The sequence below is a fragment of the Ruegeria sp. BHSA123 genome, from assembly GCF_059613425.1.
In genome coordinates this window covers 1-19,728 of record NZ_JBXWSL010000046.1, presented here as the reverse complement: position 1 = coordinate 19,728, position 19,728 = coordinate 1, and the positions used below count along the sequence as shown (strand labels likewise).

General features: G+C 57.2%; 20 protein-coding genes. 7 read left to right on the top strand and 13 right to left on the bottom strand.

Annotated features, from left to right (window positions below):
- A partial coding sequence (locus AC2FNC_RS16340) for an extracellular solute-binding protein (RefSeq protein WP_496715942.1) occupies positions 1–374 on the bottom strand: 374 nt, incomplete at its 3' end.
- A gap of 24 nt (positions 375–398) precedes the next feature.
- Positions 399–1,286, bottom strand: a complete 888-nt coding sequence (locus AC2FNC_RS16335; protein ID WP_496715940.1) for an N-acetylmuramic acid 6-phosphate etherase — start codon at positions 1,284–1,286, stop codon at positions 399–401.
- 166 nt (positions 1,287–1,452) lie between these two features.
- On the opposite strand from AC2FNC_RS16335, the gene AC2FNC_RS16330 reads away from it, so the two are divergent.
- The 4 genes from AC2FNC_RS16330 to nagA are packed head-to-tail and all read left to right on the top strand — an operon-like array spanning position 1,453 to position 5,271.
- Positions 1,453–2,331 (top strand): glucosamine kinase nucleotide-binding domain-containing protein, encoded by an 879-nt coding sequence (locus tag AC2FNC_RS16330; RefSeq protein WP_496715939.1) that lies wholly within the window; start codon positions 1,453–1,455, stop codon positions 2,329–2,331.
- Positions 2,328–3,083 carry a GntR family transcriptional regulator gene (locus AC2FNC_RS16325; RefSeq protein WP_496715938.1) on the top strand — a complete coding sequence of 252 codons (756 nt, stop codon included), beginning with the start codon at positions 2,328–2,330 and terminating at the stop codon, positions 3,081–3,083. Before AC2FNC_RS16330 ends, AC2FNC_RS16325 begins: the two co-directional genes overlap by 4 nt.
- Positions 3,084–3,112: 29 nt before the next feature.
- Complete coding sequence (locus AC2FNC_RS16320; protein ID WP_496715937.1) at positions 3,113–4,141, top strand: SIS domain-containing protein; 1,029 nt, start codon at positions 3,113–3,115, stop codon at positions 4,139–4,141.
- The gene (gene nagA, locus AC2FNC_RS16315) at positions 4,138–5,271 is read left to right on the top strand and encodes an N-acetylglucosamine-6-phosphate deacetylase (RefSeq protein ID WP_496715936.1); all 1,134 of its coding nucleotides are present in this window, start codon (positions 4,138–4,140) and stop codon (positions 5,269–5,271) included. The genes AC2FNC_RS16320 and nagA overlap by 4 nt, the downstream gene beginning before the upstream one ends.
- A 92-nt stretch (positions 5,272–5,363) precedes the next feature.
- Here the strand turns inward: nagA and AC2FNC_RS16310 are convergent, their stop codons facing one another.
- Together AC2FNC_RS16310 and AC2FNC_RS16305 are read right to left on the bottom strand one after the other, a co-directional pair.
- Positions 5,364–6,251, bottom strand: coding sequence for a c-type cytochrome (locus tag AC2FNC_RS16310; RefSeq protein ID WP_496715935.1), 888 nt, complete (start codon positions 6,249–6,251; stop codon positions 5,364–5,366).
- Between the two features lie 14 nt (positions 6,252–6,265).
- The gene (locus tag AC2FNC_RS16305) at positions 6,266–6,733 is read right to left on the bottom strand and encodes a c-type cytochrome (protein ID WP_480478107.1); all 468 of its coding nucleotides are present in this window, start codon (positions 6,731–6,733) and stop codon (positions 6,266–6,268) included.
- Between the two features lie 86 nt (positions 6,734–6,819).
- Between AC2FNC_RS16305 and AC2FNC_RS16300 the strand changes: the two genes are divergently transcribed.
- From AC2FNC_RS16300 to AC2FNC_RS16290, 3 genes are all read left to right on the top strand, one after another.
- The gene (locus tag AC2FNC_RS16300) at positions 6,820–7,665 is read left to right on the top strand and encodes a LysR family transcriptional regulator (protein WP_496715933.1); all 846 of its coding nucleotides are present in this window, start codon (positions 6,820–6,822) and stop codon (positions 7,663–7,665) included.
- Between the two features lie 300 nt (positions 7,666–7,965).
- Positions 7,966–8,892, top strand: a complete 927-nt coding sequence (locus AC2FNC_RS16295; protein ID WP_496715932.1) for an MBL fold metallo-hydrolase — start codon at positions 7,966–7,968, stop codon at positions 8,890–8,892.
- Positions 8,889–9,833 (top strand): MBL fold metallo-hydrolase, encoded by a 945-nt coding sequence (locus tag AC2FNC_RS16290; protein WP_496715930.1) that lies wholly within the window; start codon positions 8,889–8,891, stop codon positions 9,831–9,833. The genes AC2FNC_RS16295 and AC2FNC_RS16290 overlap by 4 nt, the downstream gene beginning before the upstream one ends.
- Before the next feature lies 1 nt (position 9,834).
- Here AC2FNC_RS16290 and AC2FNC_RS16285 read toward each other — a convergent pair whose 3' ends face one another.
- The 9 genes from AC2FNC_RS16285 to soxA all read right to left on the bottom strand — a co-directional run bounded on the left by AC2FNC_RS16285 (position 9,835) and on the right by soxA (position 19,673).
- Positions 9,835–10,893 carry a YeeE/YedE family protein gene (locus tag AC2FNC_RS16285; protein ID WP_496715928.1) on the bottom strand — a complete coding sequence of 353 codons (1,059 nt, stop codon included), beginning with the start codon at positions 10,891–10,893 and terminating at the stop codon, positions 9,835–9,837.
- A 51-nt stretch (positions 10,894–10,944) separates the two neighbouring features.
- A complete protein-coding gene (gene hemA, locus AC2FNC_RS16280; RefSeq protein ID WP_480555201.1) occupies positions 10,945–12,168 on the bottom strand; it encodes a 5-aminolevulinate synthase in 1,224 nt (407 codons plus the stop codon).
- A 1-nt stretch (position 12,169) separates the two neighbouring features.
- The gene (locus tag AC2FNC_RS16275; protein ID WP_480520613.1) at positions 12,170–12,604 is read right to left on the bottom strand and encodes a DUF302 domain-containing protein; all 435 of its coding nucleotides are present in this window, start codon (positions 12,602–12,604) and stop codon (positions 12,170–12,172) included.
- Positions 12,605–12,684: 80 nt separating this feature from the next.
- Complete coding sequence (locus AC2FNC_RS16270; protein ID WP_496715927.1) at positions 12,685–13,947, bottom strand: FCSD flavin-binding domain-containing protein; 1,263 nt, start codon at positions 13,945–13,947, stop codon at positions 12,685–12,687.
- A gap of 24 nt (positions 13,948–13,971) precedes the next feature.
- Positions 13,972–14,652 (bottom strand): c-type cytochrome, encoded by a 681-nt coding sequence (locus AC2FNC_RS16265; RefSeq protein WP_480478212.1) that lies wholly within the window; start codon positions 14,650–14,652, stop codon positions 13,972–13,974.
- Between the two features lie 29 nt (positions 14,653–14,681).
- Positions 14,682–15,722 (bottom strand): c-type cytochrome, encoded by a 1,041-nt coding sequence (locus AC2FNC_RS16260; RefSeq protein ID WP_496715925.1) that lies wholly within the window; start codon positions 15,720–15,722, stop codon positions 14,682–14,684.
- Positions 15,706–16,977, bottom strand: a complete 1,272-nt coding sequence (soxC, locus tag AC2FNC_RS16255) for a sulfite dehydrogenase (protein ID WP_480555204.1) — start codon at positions 16,975–16,977, stop codon at positions 15,706–15,708. Before soxC ends, AC2FNC_RS16260 begins: the two co-directional genes overlap by 17 nt.
- A gap of 65 nt (positions 16,978–17,042) precedes the next feature.
- Positions 17,043–18,740, bottom strand: a complete 1,698-nt coding sequence (gene soxB / locus AC2FNC_RS16250) for a thiosulfohydrolase SoxB (RefSeq protein WP_496715924.1) — start codon at positions 18,738–18,740, stop codon at positions 17,043–17,045.
- An 87-nt stretch (positions 18,741–18,827) separates the two neighbouring features.
- Positions 18,828–19,673, bottom strand: coding sequence for a sulfur oxidation c-type cytochrome SoxA (gene soxA, locus AC2FNC_RS16245; RefSeq protein WP_480495916.1), 846 nt, complete (start codon positions 19,671–19,673; stop codon positions 18,828–18,830).
- Between the last annotated feature and the right edge of the window lie 55 nt (positions 19,674–19,728).

The window sequence follows — 19,728 nt, the reverse complement described above, 5'->3', positions numbered from 1 at the left end:
TCATCCGTCTGCCAGGCAGACTTTGCAACGTCCGAGAAGTTGTTCATCGCCTCGACCGAGGACAGATCGGTCAGGTGACCAGCCTCATAAAGCGCCAACGAAGCATCGAAGGGGCGGCAGGTAATCAGGTCACCGGCAGACCCCGCATCAAGTTTCGAGTTCAAAACCGCGTTGTATTCTGCCGGAGCAGACGGCGTGAACTGGACTTTGATGCCAGAATGCTTTGCTTCAAAGGCCGGGATGATCTGGTCCTGCCACAGGGTCAGGTCATCGTTACGCCAGCTTTCGATGGTCAGCGTGACGTCTTCGGCATAGGCGGCAGAGGCTAACAGCGTCCCACCAAGCAAGGCCAGTTTCAGGCTATTACGTTTCATTGTACTCTCCCATTTGGTTTGCAGTTATTTATCAGGTGTCAGTGCCGCGCTCAGAACTCCGCCCGTTTCTTTCAGGCGCGCATCGGCTGCCGCCAGTGAAACGCCGCGAGCAGCGATAAGGATGGCGGATTTGGCGTCTCCTTGCGCTTGTGCCAGGGCGTTTTGGGCGGTGCTTGCATCAACTCCGGCGATCCGGGCGACGATGCCGGTCGCACGCGCCCGCAGCTTTGCATTGTCTGCTCGCAAGTTGACCATCATCCCGTCATGAACATGACCCAACTTGATTGCCATAAGGCTGGAAAGCATGTTCAGCGCGATTTTCTGGGCTGTACCGGCGCCCATTCGGGTTGAGCCTGAAATCAGTTCAGGCGGGGTGGCAAGCAGAATCGCGTGATCGCATTGCGCCAAAAGTGGGCTGCCCGGGTTGTTGGCTATCCCGATCGTGCAGGCACCCGCAGCACGCGCAAGTCGCGCCGCCTCAAGTGTATAAGGAGTGCTGCCGCTGGCAGAGACAGCAATGACCGTGTCGTTGCACGTAAGTCCGGCCAGCCCTTCAACCAGCCCATCGGTGTCATCCTCGGTTCCACCGGGCATATGCGCGGATTGCGGCAGCCCTCCGGCCATCAGGATATGGATACAGTTTTCGTCGATACCGAAAGTGCCGCCCAGTTCCATTGCATCAGCCGCAGCCATCAGCCCCGAAGACCCCGCCGCCACGTAATACAATGAACCGCCTGATGCCAGACTGCGGGCCATGGCTTCGGCACCTTCGCATATCGCACGCAGGGCGCCCTGCGGGGCACCGGCCGCTTCCTGCTGACCCCTGCACAAGGCCAGTGCCGCTTCTTCCAGCGGTCGGTTGCCCAAATCATATGCGTCCGGGTGGAGTTGTTCGGTGATGTGTGGCAGCACGTGTTTCTCCTCGTTGCCAGAAAGCATACCTATACAATACCATTTGTCCACTAATTTTTTTTCAGCCGCTATTGGCCTTATTAATCAGTGTATTTTTGATCATTCTGCCCTTATTGGATTTACTTTGGCATTTACATTACAGCATAGGCATTATATAGGTATCATCATGCTTAGGTCGAAAAACAATCCAATCATCGCAGCAGATGGCGGCGGAACGACCTGTCGGATCGCCTATGACGATGGGGAGCAGCGGCTGGTGGTCGAGGTTGGCCCCGCCAACGTAGCCAGCGATTATGACGGTGCGATTGCACGTCTGAAAGACGGCTTGAAAATGCTTGCGACCAAGCTCAGTGTTCAGCCAGACGTCCTGAGACCGGCACCGGCGTATTTTGGACTGGCAGGCGTTACCGGTGATCAGATCGCCCAGCGGGTGGCCTCGGATTTGCCGTTGGACAGTATACTGGTCGAGGATGATCGCCACCCTGCGCTGGCGGGTGCGCATCAGGCAACCGACGGTGCAATCGCCCATTGCGGGACGGGTTCTTTTCTGGCCCTTCAATCGCAAAACGGCCGACGCTTTGCCGGTGGCTGGGGCTCCGTGCTGGGGGATGAGGCTTCTGCTCAGTGGATTGGGCGCAGAGCGCTTTCGGTGACGCTGGATGTATGGGATGGACTGGTGCCAAAATCCAACCTGACTGAGGCCTTGCTGAACGAATTTGGCAGTACAAGCGGCATTGTCGCTTTCGCGGCTGCGGCCCGACCTCATGAATTCGGCCAAATTGCGCGACAGGTGACAGCGGCAGCAAGGTCAGGGGATGAACGGGCGGTTTCGCTTATGCGCGAAGGCGCCGTGCATCTTTTGCAGGCACTGGAAGCAATGGGCTGGACGCCGGCAATGCCATTATGCCTGACCGGGGGTATTGGCCCTCATTACGAGGCTTATCTGCCGGATCGTGCGCGTGGCGCAGTAACAGAACCAAAAGGTGCGCCTATCGACGGGGCCATCGCGCTGGCCCGGGCTTTTCAAGTGGAGCATTCGGCATGAACGCAGCTTCTTTTCTGGCTTCTGACGACTGGCTCGAAAACAGCGGCGGGCCGCGCTATGTCCGGCTGCGCCAGCGGCTGGAAGAAGGCATCGACGCTGGTGTCCTTCCCCCGAATTCCTCATTACCGCCCGAGCGCGAAATCGCCGAGATCACCGGCCTGTCCAGGGTCACCGTGCGCAAGGCCATTCAGGAATTGGTGAAACAGGGCGCAATCGTACAGCGGCAGGGTTCCGGATCTTTCGTGCGGAACGCCGCGCCGAAATTAGAACAATCGCTTTCGCATCTGACTTCGTTCAGTGAGGACATGCGCCTGCGCGGCATGGAGTCAACCTCCAAGTGGTTGGAACGGGGCGTTTTTCTGCCATCACCCGAGGAAACGGCGGTGCTCGGGCTGCCCACTGACGGACAGGTGGCCCGCATTTGCCGACTGCGAGAAGCTGGTGGGCGTCCCATGGCAGTCGAACGTGCCTCGTTGCCATTGGACATTCTGCCAAACCCACTAGCCGTGCGCGACTCACTCTACGATCTTCTGGAAGAAAACGGCTGCCGACCAGTTCGCGCTATCCAGAAGATTTCCGCCGTTAACCTTGAGGCTGAAGATGCCGCTCTGCTTGGCGTCGCCGAAGGCGCGGCAGGGCTGAGCATCCAGCGGATTTCCCATCTGGAAGGCGGGCGCGTCGCCGAGTTCACAAAATCCAACTATCGCGGCGATGCCTACGACTTCGTGGCTGAGCTGCGACTCACTCCATGATCTGTGATTCCGATGGAAAGGCTGCCCCGATGACCCCGAAAACGACCCTGATGCGTCAGGAAATCGAAGAGATTCCTGTTGCTGTCGAGCGATTACTCAGCAATGGTGGAGATGCCCTGAGCACAGCGGCGGACGTCGCCCGGAACGGCGGGCTGAAGTTCATGATTTCGGCGGCGCGTGGCTCTTCGGACCACGCCTGCACCTTTCTGAAATACGCAAGCGAACTGCTTCTTGGTTTGCCCATGGCATCCGTCGGCCCATCGGTCGCGTCCGTGTATGGCGCTGACCTGCATGTGGCCGGGGCGCTTTGCCTTTCTGTTTCACAATCAGGAAAAAGCCCGGATATCGTGCAGCTTACGAAAAGTGCCCGAAAGGCCGGGGCCAGCACCGTGGCAATCACTAATGATCCGTCGTCCCCCCTTGCACTGGCGGCTGAGGCGGCTTTGCCGCTGCACGCGGGTCCTGAGCTTAGTGTAGCGGCGACAAAGACATTCGTGACCTCGCTGGTTGCCGGGCTTTGGCTGCTGGCGGAACTGAAAGGCGACAAAGATCTTCTGGCTGCGCTGCGTGAACTGCCCAAGCACCTTGATGCCGCAACTCGGTGTGACTGGAGCAAAGCGGCGGCTGCCGTCACCCAAAGCTCGCTGTATACGCTTGGTCGCGGACCAAGCGTAGCGATCTCGAACGAGGCTGCGCTGAAATTCAAAGAAACCTGCCAGATCCATGCCGAAAGCTATTCCTCGGCCGAGGTGCTGCACGGCCCGGTCTCGATCGTGGAAGGCGGATTCCCGGTTATTGCCTTTGCCGCCAATGACCCGGCAGAGCCGCTGTTGGCCGAGGTTGCCGACACTCTCGCAGCCAAAGGGGCACAGGTATTTGCTACCAGCCCAAAGGTAACAAAGGCCGAGGTGCTGCCTCATGTCCGCACGGATCACTGGTTGACGGACCCGGTAGCCGCCATCGTGTCCTTTTATTCAATGGTCGAGCAGGTCGCCGTACAACGCGGGATCAACCCGGATGCGCCACGTCACCTGCGAAAAGTGACGGAAACGGTATGAGCGGCCAGGCGATCATCTACCACGGCGGGCTTGTTTACGACGGCACCAGATTGCACGACGGTGCCGCGCTGCGGCTGGAGGCGGGCCGCATCACTGACATAGGCGTTGACGTGAAGACAGACGCTGGCAAGCTTGTCGACCTGCATGGCGATATACTGGCGCCCGGTTATGTTGACCTGCAAGTGAATGGCGGCGGCGGAATGATGTTCAACGCCGCCCCATCTGTCGAAACACTTGCACGCATTGCCAAGGCGCACCGGGCGCTTGGGGCAACCTCGATCCTTCCCACCCTGATCACAGATACCGCAGCCAAGACCCGCGCCGCCATCGAAGCGGCCAAGGCCGCGATTTCTGCGGGTGTTCCGGGGATCGCTGGCCTGCATCTGGAGGGACCTCATCTTTCGGTGGCTCGGAAAGGTGCCCATGATGCAGCCCTGATCCGCCCCATGGATGACGAGGACCTGACGACGCTTGTCGCGGCTGCGCATGCCCTGCCCGCATTGATGCTGACGGTTGCGCCCGAAAACGTGTCAATTGCGCAGGTGAAAGCGCTGGTCTCGGCCGGTGCCGTTGTATCGCTGGGCCACAGTGATGCGGATTTTGATACCTGCCTGTCTTATGCCGAGGCCGGTGCGTCCTGCGTGACGCATCTGTTCAATGCCATGAGTCAACTGGGCAATCGATCTCCCGGGCTTGTCGGGGCGGTTCTGACCTCGGGTCGATTAAACGCCGGACTGATCGCAGACGGTATTCATGTTCACCCTGAAGCCATGCGCACAGCCTGGGCCGCCAAGCGGGGCCCAGGCCGGATATTTCTGGTCAGCGATGCGATGGCACCGGCTGGCACAGACCAGCGCATGTTCGAACTGGAAGGCCGCCGCATTTCCCGCAAAGACGGCCGTTTGACACTGTCTGATGGCACTTTAGCGGGGGCTGATTTGGACTTGACCACAGCACTGCGTGTCCTGACCACGCAGGCAGAAGTGCCGTTGGAAGACGCATTGGCTGCCGCAACTCGCATACCCGCCGAAGTGACAGGATTATCCGACGCGGGGCGGTTAACCATAGGAGAGCAATGCCCGCTGATCCGCATTGCCAGAGATCTGAGCAATGTAGCCGTGCTGGTTTGACCCAGCAATCCAAACGTTTTTTGCGTTGCTCAGAACCAGTGTCATAAGACCTGCGCTGACAAATGCCCGAGTTTCTGCAACCAGTAGCCAATTCACTGAACGGGAACGGATTTCAGATAAGCAGCTATGGCCAATCGGTCTTCATCGCTTAGTTTCGAGGTGTTCTCGATGACTTCGACCATTTCGCCTCCGGCGCTGTCATAATCCGGTGTGAAACCGGATTTCAGATATTCAGCGATGTCAGCCTCGGACCAGTCAAGCTGGGCGGTGGTCAGACCGGGGATGCGCCCCTTGCCATTCGGATTTGGCGCTCCGGTCAGCCAGAGATCCCGCTTCAACCCTCCCAGTCCGTTTCGCGGTGTATGGCATTCCGCGCAGTGCCCCAAAGCTTCCACCAGATACCGCCCCCGGATTTGCTGGTCGGTCAAATCACCTTCAACCACCCAGCCCGAGCCTGAAAACAGAAATTTCCACAACCCCAGCCCGCGCCGGATATTGAAAGGGAAACCAACGTCATGCGGGATACTTGCCGCATCAGATGCAGGCAGGGTGTTCAAAAACGCATGAAGCGCCGCGACGTCCTCGACCGTCATCTTGGCATAAGAGGTATAGGGAAAGGCCGGGTAATAATGTTGTCCCTTTGGTCCTGTTCCGTGTCTCAGGGCATTGGCCAGATCCAACGCGGACCATGATCCAATTCCGACGTCTGGTTCACTGGAAATGTTTGGAGCTACAAACGTACCGAAATCCGTTTCAAACCGGCGCCCGCCTGCTAGAACAAGCTTTCCTTCCGCGCGGGCATCCGGGGCCGAGTGGCACGAGGCGCATCCTGCTGAATAGAAGACAGACGCCCCTCTGGTCACGTCGGGGGTCAGACCGGCCAACTGTGCCGGATCAACTCTTTGCGGCCGGGTTAGCAGCAAACCGGCCAACCCGACCATAAGCATGACTAGAACGGCGAAAAGTAGAATGCGCCGCACTGATCAATACTCCTTTAATTTTCTGGTGCTCTGTATGCTTTGTGACAGGCCGAACAGGCTCCGCCAAGTTGGCCCATCGCCCCTTTCAGAGCTTCAACATCCTGACCTGCCGCAGCCTGCATCGCAACAGCGGCATCGGCCAGTGCCTGCCCTTTGGCCCCGACATCTGCGAAGTTTTCCCAAATAGCGGGCAAGGCGCGGGTTGACGGGTCTGACACATTATCCGATCCGGCTGGCCACATCGCGGACTGGTCAATCTGCGACACAACGACAATATTATTTGCGGCTCGCGTAGCCGCTTCGGCATCATATTCTGCCTCTCCCTTGGCCATGGCGCCCAACGTGCCAAGGTTGAAAGCGTAAAGCTGCATAATCGAAGTCCGCGCTTTTACAGCCGGGTTTTCGCTATCCTGAGCAATTGCAGTTCCAACTACGGCCAAGGACAAAAGACCTGCCGCAAAGATCGAAGACTTCTTAATCATGGTGTGGCTCCCTGTTTAATGTGCCATATGATAGCTTGAACGATTTTTCTTGTAATTGTTTGTTATTCGGCCTCTCCTGTTCATTTATGAACAACGACAATTGGGACGATATTCGGTATGCCCTCGCCGTCAGCAAACACGGCTCGTTGAATGCGGCGGCGACAGCCCTGGGCGTTGCACATGCAACCGTCCTGCGCAGAGTTGCCGCCTTCGAACACCGATATGGCAGTGTTGTTTTTCGGAAAGACCCGTCAGGGTATTCAGTACTTCCCGAAGCCAGAACAATTCTGTCCGCCATGGAAAGCGTTGAAGACGCCGTGCTTTCGGTAGAACGCGCCGTTGTGGGCGCAAATCGTTCGCCTGCGGGTCATGTGCGTATCGCGTCCACGGACAGCCTTTGCCAGTTTGTCCTGCCACAGATACTAAACTCAATTTCCGCCCTCTATCCGAGCCTCGAACTGACGATCCTCAGCGGTAACAGTCACCATGATCTGACCAGGTTAACTGCGGATATAGTTGTCCGCCCTTCAGTTCAACTTGGTGAAGGGTTGACCGGAGAGCGCGCAGGAACGTTGTTCTTTGGGGTTTACAGTGACGGTACCCGTGACCAAAAATGGATGCGGCTTGATGGGGCTCTCAGCCGTTCACTCCCGGCCAAATGGTTGGCTGAACATGTTCGCGCCGATGACATGACAAACGGAGCAGACAGTTTTCTGGTGCTTCAGCAGATGGTTGCATCGGGTGCGGGGCGAGCTTTTTTACCTGCTTTTATTGGCGACGCTGATCCCCGGCTTCACAGGTTGAACGACATTGATCCCAGAATCGAGGTTCCACTTTGGGTCGCGACGCTAGAGGAAATCGCACACACGCCAAGATTTGCGGTCGTGCAACGGGCTCTGGTTGAACACCTGCCGCATGCGCTGGCTGGGTGACGTCACAATTGTAGTGTCCTGGTAGGTCGCTTTGCGTTGAAATCTCCTGCAAGCCGTGGCGGGTGCCCTGCACCTGCAACAGGACATCCTGCGCCGCGATGCACAGGTTTTCACCGCCGCTCCAGGTAGTCCATTCCGTATCTGCTTCGCAAAGACGTGTCAAAGGTACTTTGGGATGGGCCAGATGTGCGACACCTTGCTGCGAACATTCCAACGCAAGTGGTGGAAAGCCCCAGAGATAATGTGCCGTCCGCGTCATTCATCATTTACAAATAAAAACATTCATCTTAATGATTGTGTATGAGCAGAGACCCACATTTCTCCCGGCGCACCTTCCTGTCTCAGGGCGCATGTCTGGCGCTCTGCCTGCGACCCAGCTTTGCGATTGCGGAGATGACACTTGGCCAATCGGCAAGGATTTCGACTTTGTCAGATGGGTATCTGTCGTTGCCGCCCGAAATGGTCTTTGGCGCAATGCCCGAGGCAGAGCTAACAGAACTTCTGAACCGCTATCAGGCAGATCTGACCAGTTACCAGCCCGAGTGCAACATTGTGCTCTACCGCGATGACCAGAATACCATACTGTTCGACGTTGGAGCCGGGCCCGACTTCATGCAAACCGCTGGCAAACTTCCGGAAACTCTGGACGCCGTCGGGTTGTCTCCGGATGAGGTCACGCAGGTGATCTTCACCCATGCACATCCAGATCACATCTGGGGTGTGCTGGACGACTTCGGAGATCCACTCTTTCCCAATGCAAGATTTCATCTTGGCCGCACGGAATGGGACTATTGGTGGAACCCCGCAACCAAGGAAACGATAGGGGCCGACCGCACGGCCTTCGCGGTGGGCGCAAAGCGGCGCATGGAAGCCATCGAAGGCATGGTTGCGTTTTTTGATGATGGGCAGGAAATCCTTCCCGGTATCGCAGCACGCGCTAGTTTCGGGCACACGCCCGGACATATGGCCTTCGAGATTCGCAAAGGCAGTGACGCGGTGATGGTCGTGGGCGATGCGCTCGGCAATCCGCACGTCGCGTTCGAGCGTCCGGACTGGCGCAGCGGTACGGATCAGGACCCCGACGCCGCGGCAAGTGCACGGAAATCGCTGCTGGATCAGATTTCTCATGCCCAAATGAATATTATTGGATTCCATCTGCCAAATGGCGGATTTGGCCGTGTCGAAAAGGCCGGTTCGACCTATCGATTTATTGGAGAGCCTGCATGATGCGCGCTTTGTTGATTGCCTGTACCCTGGCCACACAAACCTGGGCCAGTGAGGATATTGCTGACCAGTACCCGCAGAGCGTTCTTTACTCGAAACCTGTCGAGTTTATTCCCGGCGTCTTTTCTGCCATAGGCGCAACCGCACCCCCAACCTATGAGAATTCGGGCCACAACAACAACCTCAGCTTCATCGTGACCGGAGAGGGCGTTGTCGTCATCAACGGTGGCGCGGCTTATGCGCTTGCCGAAGCGCTTCACAAGGAGATCCAAGCGATCACGGATCAGCCCGTGAAGCTTGTCTTTAACGAAAACGGTCAGGGGCACGCCATGCTGGGGAACGCCTACTGGTCGGGACTTGGAGTGCCCATCGTTGCTCATTCAGATGCGGCGGCTGAATTCGAAGAATATGGGCCGCAAATCCTTGAAGGGATGCAGGCATATAACAAGGACAAGGCAAAAGGAACTTTTCTGGCCGGTCCGACAGAAACGTTTGACGATGAATACATCGTCGAACTCGGCGATTTTCGCATCGAGGCCAAACATCTTGGACCTGCGCACAGCCCCGGCGACATTTCGATCTGGTTGCCCAATCAAAGCCTTGTCATCGCGGGTGACATGGCATTTCACGAACGTATGCTGCCGATCTTTCAGGACACCTACACCGCAGATTGGCTTGAGACCTGGGACAATGAGTTCGAGGCACTGGAAGCCACATATGTGATCCCCGGGCACGGTCATCCTACGAACATGGATCAGGTGCGCCGGTATACACATGATTATCTGGTCTACCTGCGCGCAAAGATACGCGAACATATGGATGCAGGCGGGGATCTGGCCGAGGCCTATTACGTCGACCAAACCCTTTATGCCCATTTGGACACGTTCGAGGAACTGGCCACAAAAAACGCCGGTCGTGTCTACGAACAGATGGAATTCGAATAAGTCAGGACCGCCGAAGAACGAGCATTCGCATCATCATCCGATGGGTGGCGACGGCCCCGACCCACATCGAGAAGACGGCAAGCCACGCAGTTATCGACAAGGACGATCCCCCGGACAATCCGGCACCAACGGCGCAGCCACCTGCCAACATTGCACCAAATCCCATCAAGACGGCCCCCACAAGGTAGCGCTCCATCGGAGTATCCGGGCCAAATTGTTCGATCTTCCACTCGCCGGAAAGAATGGCAGAAACAGCGGCGCCAATTGCAACGCCCGGAACCAGACCAATGCCAAAGGACAGGGCAATTTTCCGCTCAGCCACCAGCGCCATCAATGTGTCCGTTGCCGGGCCGGTGAACGTGACCGAAGACACCGGCACGACGTCGAAGGAGGCTTGTGCAATCGCAAATGTCATCAACCAGCCAAGCGCCACAGCGACACCAACTCCGGCTGCCATGACAATCTTTGTCATTGTAACCTGCTGGCGCGCTGCAAACGCAACGGCCAGAACAAATGTCCCCGCGGCAAAGGCTGAGTATGCGATCGGCGAAAATCCAAGTAGTGCCGAAAGGTCGCGCGCGTTGCCACCTGCGATCGTCCAAAGACCGGACAGCGCCTCGCGCGCGGGGCTGAGCACACCTGTGTAAGCCGCTTGCGCGACCAACGTCAGAACCAGCCCCGTCACCATTGCCCTAAGGTTGCCGCATGAGGCCAACACCAACAGGCGCGACGCGCATCCGCGCGCCAAAATCATTCCGACGCCAAACATCAAACCGCCGATCACCGCGCCACTCAGGCTGCCTGTCGACGCAATTGACCGCGCCTCGGACAAATCCAGCCATTCAATCGAGACGAACCCCTGTACCAGCGTCAGCGCCGACGTGAACGCGACCAGCCAGACGGCCAGACGGGGGCCAAGCTCGCCCTCGGCGACTTCAACAGTGGATGCCCGCAAACAGAATTGAGATTTCTGAGCGGTGACTCCGAACAGGATGCCAACAAGCAAACCGGCGGCAGCCAATGTGCCCGAATCTCCCAGCAGATCGATGAGGCGTTCCATAGACAAAACTCTCACCTCTTTACGTGTCCGTCTTTGCCTTCCGTCAAGTTCTCACTGTGCGGCCATCGGTTTGCGCGCAAGCTGGCACTGTGTCCACAATGCACCCAACGCCTCGACCAACAGGGTTACATCTTCTGACGAATGTACAGGTGACGGCGTAATCCGAAGGCGTTCGGTGCCTTTCGGGACAGTAGGATAGTTTATCGGCTGGATATAAATCCCGTAGTCGCGCATCAAAACATCCGAGATGAAGCGGCACTTGACCGGATCACCGACCATGACCGGGATAATATGGCTTGGGTTGGGCGTGTGCGGGATGCCCAAAGCGTCCAGCCTGCTCCGAACCTCGCTTACGCGTTGCTGATGCAGGCACCGCTCTTCATTGCTATGCTTGAGGTGCCGGACGGATGCTGCGGCGCCGGCGGCGACGGCCGGGGGCAATGCTGTGGTAAAGATAAATCCGCTGGCAAAGGAACGGACAAAGTCGACAAGTTCCTTTGACGCCGCGATGTATCCACCAACCACGCCGAACGCTTTGCCCAACGTGCCTTCGATAACCGTCAGGCGATCCATCAGCTCTTCGCGTTCAGCGATGCCGCCACCGCGCGGCCCATACAGCCCGACGGCATGAACCTCGTCCAGATAGGTCATCGCGCCGTACCGATCCGCCAGATCGCAGATTTCGGCAATCGGCGCGATATCGCCATCCATCGAATACACACTTTCAAACGCGATCAGTTTTGGTGCGTTGGATGGCAGGTCCATGAGATGTCGTTCAAGGTCCTTCAAATCGTTATGCTTCCAGACCCGCTTTGCGCAACGACTGTGACGGATACCCTCGATCATCGACGCGTGGTTCAATTCGTCGGACAGAACCGTGATACCGGGAATTCGCGAAGCCAGAGTTCCCAAAGCAGCCCAATTTGAAACATACCCGGACGTGAATAGCAGCGCTGCTTCCTTGCCATGCAGATCCGCAAGCTCCTGCTCAAGCAGAACATGTTCATGCGTGGTCCCCGAAATATTCCGAGTCCCGCCAGCCCCTGCGCCACAGGTGTCGATCGCGCGGTGCATGGCCGCCAGAACCTTTGGATGCTGACCCATTCCCAAATAATCGTTCGAGCACCAGACTGTGACTTTCTCAGGTCCGTTTTCTGCATGGTTGTGTGCAGTTGGAAATGCTCCGCAATGACGCTCAAGCTCGGCGAAGACCCGGTAATTTCCTTCGGCCTGCAATTGCCCTAGCTGATCAAGAAAAAACTGTTGGTAGTTCATGTCAGTTTCCAACGGCTTCTTCTACGATACCGGCCAACAGGGCTTCGACTTTCTCCATCGGTCCGTCAGGATAGCTTCGGTAGCCCACTTTGACACCGCCTTCGTCCTCGGCCACGAAGATCCCGTAGGGGCAATAGCCGATATTCATCGGGTCGGCCTCCATCATTTCGCGCGAGAGCTTTGCGGAACAAAAGATAAATATTTCAGCGGCTGTGAAGATCTGCTTGTCGCTGCCGACATCCGCCCCCGTCCGGTTCAGCATGTCACCAACATGGCTCACATAATCGATAACCAGCCCCTGCCCAACAATTGCTGATTCAACGGCAAAGGTGGCGTCATCAAAGCTGCCGTCAAAGGGGACGGCAATGACCTCCCCTGCAAAAACCGGGTTTGCTAATGCAACCGAAAAAGCGGCTGATGCGATAAAGTGTTTCATGATGATGTTCCTCCTCCTGAACCACATTTCTTCAGATTTCACCGCCAAGGCTTTGACACCGGTCAAAGCCTTGGCGTTTCTTAACCGAACATGTCCGATGTGATACCGGCATACCAACCCAGCGACTCTTGGTAGGTTGCTTTTCTCAGGTCGGAGTCTTCGCCGGTCTGGCTGATAAAGCCGTCCACCTTGGCAATCTTTTCTGGCGTTGCTTCATAAGTCGCACCAACCTTGATCCCGTCATCCGTATCAATGAGCGACCAGCACGTGTTCGAAAACTTGGCCGGGAATATCTTTGATCCGGTCAATGCACCGCGAACGGCATTGGCGCAGACTTTCGCCTGGCTGTTGGCCGAAAAACCGGATTTCGGCATGTCGCCTTGCTGGCTGGCATCACCAAGAACATAGATGTCAGGGTCAGCTTTCGATGACATGTCCGCCGCGTTCACCGGTGCCCAGTTGCCATCGATCACACCGGCCATTTCCGAAATACGCCCGGCTTTCATGGCCGGGATCACGTTGCAGACATCGACCTTGGTTTCTTCACCATCGATGGTCACCGTCATGGCATCCGGATTGACCGAGACATTGCCGCCGCCAAAATCCTCTCCGATCCAGTCGATCATGCCTTCGTAGTGGTCGGCCCAACCTTCCTGGAACAAAGACATCTTGGAGAATTTGTCTTTCGGATCAGCAATGATGATTTTCGCTGTCGGATTGTTCGCCTTCAGCACATGCGCAACCATCGAAACCCGCTCATAAGGTCCGGGGGGGCAACGGTACGGGTTCGGCGGCGCGACCATCGCAAAGGTTCCACCCTCGGGCATCGCCAGAACCTGCGCCTTCAACAGCTCGGTTTGAGAGCCCGCCTTATACGCATGCGGCATCTTGTTTTGTGCAGTCACATCCCACCCCTTGACCGCGCCATCGACAAAGTCGATACCCGGACTCAGGATCAGTTTGTTATATGGAATAGATCCGCCACCCGCTAACGAGACGGTTTTGGCGTCGCGGTCGACACCCACGGCCCAATCGTGAACCACGTTGATACCGTATTTTGCGGCAAGCGTGCCATAGCTGTGCGCAATGTCCGAAAGCTCCTGAAACCCGCCCAGATACAGGTTCGAGAAAAAACAGGTGTAATATGTTTTGGACGGCTCGATCAGGGTGACGTCAATCTCGCCCTTGCTGTCTTTGGCAATATAGCGCGCCGCGGTTGCGCCGCCTGCCCCGCCCCCGACCACCACGACACGGGGCTTTCCCTGCGCCAGCACCATCGGGGCCGACAGCCCGGCGGCAAGTACCCCTGCGGTTCCCAGAAATGTCCGTCTGTTGAGTGTCATCGCGTTTCCTCCCCTTGGGCATTGTCACTGTGGGTTGTTGAAGTAAGCGGCCAATGCCGCGATCTCATCGCTGCTCAGGCGGCCCGCGATCATCTGCATGACGGGATGGGGCCGCTGCTTGTCCTTGTAGGCGTGCATGGCGACAACGAAATCCTGGTCGGGCCAGTAAACGATCGAGGGAATCCCATCATCGCCTCCCTCTATCTGGTGGCATGTCGTGCATTCGCTGCTCAGATATTCGCCGTATTCTGGATCACCCTGTATCGCGAGGATTTCGGGGTTGACGGAATGGTCCGTTCTCTTTGCCGTTGGGTCGGCTTCGGGGATGTCCTGCGGGTTGTCGGAAAACACACGCAAATAGGCAATTACATTGGCCCGATCTTCCGGGTTCTCGAGCCCACGAAAGCTCATTCTGGTGCCGGATGCGAATGCGCGGGGGTTTTCAATGTAAGCCGACAATGTGTCGGCGTGCCATTCCAGCCCCGAAGTACCTGCACGGATCAGGCTTTTGGAATAGGTGAACTCCTCTAGCCCGGCAGCCCGGCGGCCAAATACACCATTCAGGTGCGGACCGATCCTGTTTTCAGCACCGGCGCCGACCTGATGACATTCTTTGCATTGGGCAAACACAAGTTTGCCGGCTACAGCATCGCCCAAGTCTTCGGTCGCGGTGGCGGCAGTTGTCAGGATACTCGCAGCAAACATGACACCTGTTGCCCACCGCCGCCACATGATCAGCTTCCGAACGACTTCAGGTAAACGATGACCGCGTCGATTTCATCCTGTTTCTTCAGCCCGGCAAAGGACATACGTGTCCCCTTCATGTAGGCTTTAGGCTTGGCCAGAAACGCGGCCATCTCTTCATCCGTCCAGATCAAGCCATCCTCGGCGGCAGCTTTCATGGCCTTGGAGTACTTAAAGCCTTCGACGGCGGCCGCATTGGCACCGGCAACGCCGTTCAATGCCGGACCCGCGCGATGCTTGGCCCCCTCGCCGACCTGATGGCATGACTTGCACTTCTTGAAAACTTTTTCGCCATTTTCGATCATTTCGGGATCAAGTGCCGCTGTGTCGTCAGCGGTTTCTTCGACCTCGACGGGTGCTTCCTCGGAAACAGATGCCGGGTCCGCGCTTTCAGCCCCGGCTTCGTCAGGCGTTACATCCAGAACGGCGGCGCGCATGGTGATTTCCACGCCTTCTTTGCAACCCACCATGCATGGCTCATCCGTCCAGAAATGCGCCTCGGCCGTTTCGCGGTCATCCACGATGAAACCCCCGGCATTCGGCATTTCCACTTCAAGGAAATTTTCGTGCGACAGCGTGAACTCATCATCAACGATGTCGTTGGAATACAGGATATAGGCGACAATCGCGTAAACATCGTCAGGCTCCAGCGATTGTGCGTCTCCAAACGGCATCGAACGGTTCACATAGTCCCATACCGTCGAAAGGTGCGGCCAGAAGGAGCCCACTGTTTTCAGCGGGTCCTTATCCGCAAGCGTGCCCTCGCCGCCCGCCAGTTTCGGCCAATTGCCCACACCTTCTGCAAAATCGCCATGACAGATCGCGCACCGTTCGGCAAAGACCTCTTCACCGGTGAACACGTCGCCGGACCCTTCGGGCAATCCGGTTCCGTCAGGTGCAACGTCGTGGTCCCATGCTGCGATTTCTTCGGGCAACGCAGGGCGCCCAAGTCCAAGCTTGTCTGCATGGGCTGGAACCGCCACGCACAACCCAAGGGCCGAGGCGGCCAATAGTTTACGATACTTCGACATTTTCCGCCTCTCCGCTTTCCTTGATCCACCAGGTCTGGATACAATTGTTGTGGTAGATCGAGTTCTCACCACGCACGTCGCGCAGCTGAGCTTTGCTGGGTTGGACGTAACCGGTCGAATCCTTGGCGCGGGCCTGCAACAGCATCTCTGTACCGTCCCAGTTATGGTCCAAATAAAACCGGGTCAGCGCCTTGTCTGTTCCGGGGGCCGCCAGACGCGCAGGAAACCAGTTTTTGCCACCATCCACCGACAAATCGACGCCGGTAATCGAGCCCCGCCCGGACCAGGCCAACCCGGTGATCACCAACGGCCCCGGCCCATGCGTGATCGGCGCTTGCGGGCTGGGCGAGGTGACGACCGATTTGGCGTCCATTACCCATGTCCATTTGCGTGATGTTCCGTCTTCGAGTGTATCCGTATACTTGGATGTCTCTTCGCGACTTTCGATAGCAATCTCGGTGACCTCGACCCGGCGCAGCCACTTAACCCACATGTTGCCTTCCCAGCCGGGAACGACCAGCCTGACCGGATAGCCGTGTTCTTTGCGCAAAGCCTCTCCATTGGCTTTGAACGCAACAAGTACGTCGTCCATTGCCTTTTCCAGTGGGATTGAGCGGCCGTTCGAGGAAGCATCCGCGCCTTCGACGTAAACCCATTTGCCTTCGGTCTTTACCCCCGCTTCTTCCAGCAGGGTGCGCAGCGGCACACCGGAGTATTCCATGTTGTGGATCATTCCGTGCGTGAACTGCGCGCCGTTGAGCTGCGCACCGGCCCATTCCATACCGGTATTGGCAGCGCATTCGCAGAAATAGATACGGTTTTCACGCGGGAAACGTTCCAGATCTTCATATGTGAAGATCAGCGGAGTTTCGACCAGACCGTTGATCATCAGACGGTAGTCCGCCTTGCTCAGCTCGATCGCACCCGAATGGTGCCGCTCGAACGCGCATCCCTGCGGGGTGATCGTACCGTCCAGCGCGTGGATCGGCGTGAAATTGATCGAACTGATCGTGTCTGCGGTCAACCACTCGACATTGCGCCGTACAACATCACTCTCGAATTGGATTGGCAGGCCGTAGGGGGTTGCATCCACGCCTTCGCCCGTTGACTGTGCCCATTCCTGAACCTGCGTGATCAGCGGGTCAGGGCCTGCGGCGCGCGCCGCTGAGGCTCCGACCGCACCTACGCCAACCGCGGCGGCACCGCTTAGAAACTGGCGACGCGATGGGGCTTTTCCCCTTGGGTTCTCGCTCATCTTGTTTGCCTCCGTCATTCGATCAGCAAATCTTGTATTCAATGTTTGAAGTTCGGTTCGCGCTGTCAGGCTCCGATCACCTCGACCGATGTATTCGGTTCGACAGTTACGGTACCCTGGCTGTGAATGTGGTTTTCGACGACATCCCAGATGGGCGGGCCTTCGGTGCCTTCGTTGACGCTGGCCCAACCGGCCACAACATAGGATTTCGCCGGATCAATCGCCTCACCAGTCTTGAGCAGGGTCATGTCGCTGATCCGCTGCCCTTGCGGTTTGGTCACATCGATACGGTATCCAAGTCCGCCGACACGCACCATGTCGCCACCCTGCTGGTAATAGGGATCGGGGTTGAACAGGTTGTCGCCAACATCCTCGAGGATCACGTGAATGAACTCACCCGTCATTTCCGTGCGATACGCATTCGGATAAGACATCGAGGTGACGTTCCAGATATCCTCGCGCGTGATCTCGTGACCGGGCAGGATCGACGGTCCCCAGCGCACACCCGGCGACATGGCAATATCCGCCTCGCGCTCGCTGATCAGTGCGTCACAGATCAGATCGTCCCACGTGCCATTGAAGTTTCCGCGGCGATACAGCAGCGAGTCCGTCTTGCCAATCACTTCGCTTAGCGCCGCATCATATGGTGAACGCTGTTCGTTGATCAGGGCCGTGATTGCCGGATCAGGCGCGATGACGTCTGAAAAGATCGGGATCAGCTTGTGCTTCAACCCCATCATCTGGCCATCCCGCACGTCCAGATCAACGCGGCTGACGAACTTGCCGTTCGAGCCGGACGCGATGATATGCGTCTTTTCGACCAGAACCGGTTCAGGCAATGCGTCATGGGTGTGACCGCTCAGGATTACGTCAATCCCCTGAACACGGCTCGCCATCTTCTTATCCACGTCAAAGCCGTTATGGCTGAGGACAACGACCACATCGGAACCGGCGTCGCGCACCTCGTCCACCATGGCCTGCATGTTCTCATCCCGGATCCCGAACGAGTATTCCGGGAACATCCAACTGGGGTTGGCAATTGGCATATACGGGAAAGCCTGTCCGATAACGGCAACTTTGGCCCCGCCGCGCTCGAAGAACTTGTAGGGCCTGAAAAGTTCCGCAGGTTCATCCCATTCCGCGTCAAAGATATTCTGACCTAGCGCCGCAAAGGGCAAACCTTCGACGATCTCGTTGACCCGCTCGCTGCCCAACGTGAACTCCCAATGGAATGTCATCGCATCGGGCTTGAGTGCATTCATCACGTTGACCATGTCCTGACCCGCCGTCTGATAGCAGGTATACGAGCCATGCCAGGTGTCGCCCCCATCCAGCAACAGCGCATCTGGCCGGTCGGCACGGATGGCGTTGATAACAGTCGAGACCCGGTCAAGCCCTCCGACGCGGCCATACGTTTTTGCCAATGCAGCAAAGTCATTGTAGGTAAGCGCATAGGCGGACGGGCTGCCATCTTCGATCCCATAAGCCTTGCGAAACGCGGCCCCCGTCACATGCGGCATTTGCCCGCGCGCGTCTCCGATGCCCAGATTGACCTCGGGCTCGCGGAAGTAGATCGGTTTAAGCTGCGCGTGGATATCGGTGATATGAATCAGGCTGATATTTCCGAAGGTCTCAAATTCCAGCAACTGGTCCTGGCTCAGGCTTTGCTGGGCCGCCAGCCTTGCCCAGTTCCCTAAACCGGATGCCCCATATAGCGCTGAGGCCGCCATGGAGACCTGTAGAAAATCACGTCGCGATATCATCTGTCGGCTTTCCTGTTTCACATATAAATGTGTGAATGTAGTAGAAATGAAAAACCCGCGCCCGACAATCCCGGCGCGGGTTCTTTGTTACTGGCGTACCGACGGCGTTTCGACCGAAAGCCCATTGCCGCGCGATGCTACATAAAGCTCCAGTGCGCGGAATTCGTCCGAGCCTTCTGCAAAGGTTTCAGCGCGTGTATCGCGAATACAGCCGCGGAAGCGATTGTGGCGCGAGATCAGCTTGGCCTGTTTCAGACGATAGGTCGGGAAACCGTTGACCATCCCCTGGCTCAGATGGTCGGCCCGGATCATGTTGCCCCAGTTGTCTTCGTGACAGTTGGCGCAGCTCAACTCCAGCTGACCATATCGTGTGTAGTACATTTCCTTGCCCTGCTCCCAATACGGGGCCGCATCACCATCAATGGCGACATTCATGGGCAATCCACGCGATTGCAGAGCGATCAATGCCACCACACCCTGCATATCCGCACCCGACCACTTCCACGCGTCCGCTTCCATGCGTTCCGTGCGGCACTTGTTGATCAGGTCTTCCATTACCACCAGCTTGCCGGTTTCCGCATCGACCTTGGGCATAGATGCCTGCAACCCCTCAAAGCTTTCCACGTCACTGTGGCAGGACGCGCAGCTTTTGCCAGCCGCCCCATCGACAGTCTGGTACAGGTCCGAGGCCTGATCGACAAATACCATCGCCGGGTTGTCGAAATCGTCGATCTGCAAAGCCTGGGTTTCATCGGTCCTGAAATGCCACCCCGAGTAAATCGTATCGAAGTTCTCGACATGGGCCGGGGCTTCGGTCACCGAAACCATTTCCAATTCTTCGTTGATCACCAACTTGTCTTCGTCAGGTCCGGCGGCCACTGATACTGGGAATGCCAGAACTGCCGCGATCGCCGTGAGTGCTTTTTTATTCATTGCGTTCCTCCCTTGGGTGATCAGCGCAGGTTTCGCCACCGGCGCTGATCTGCCA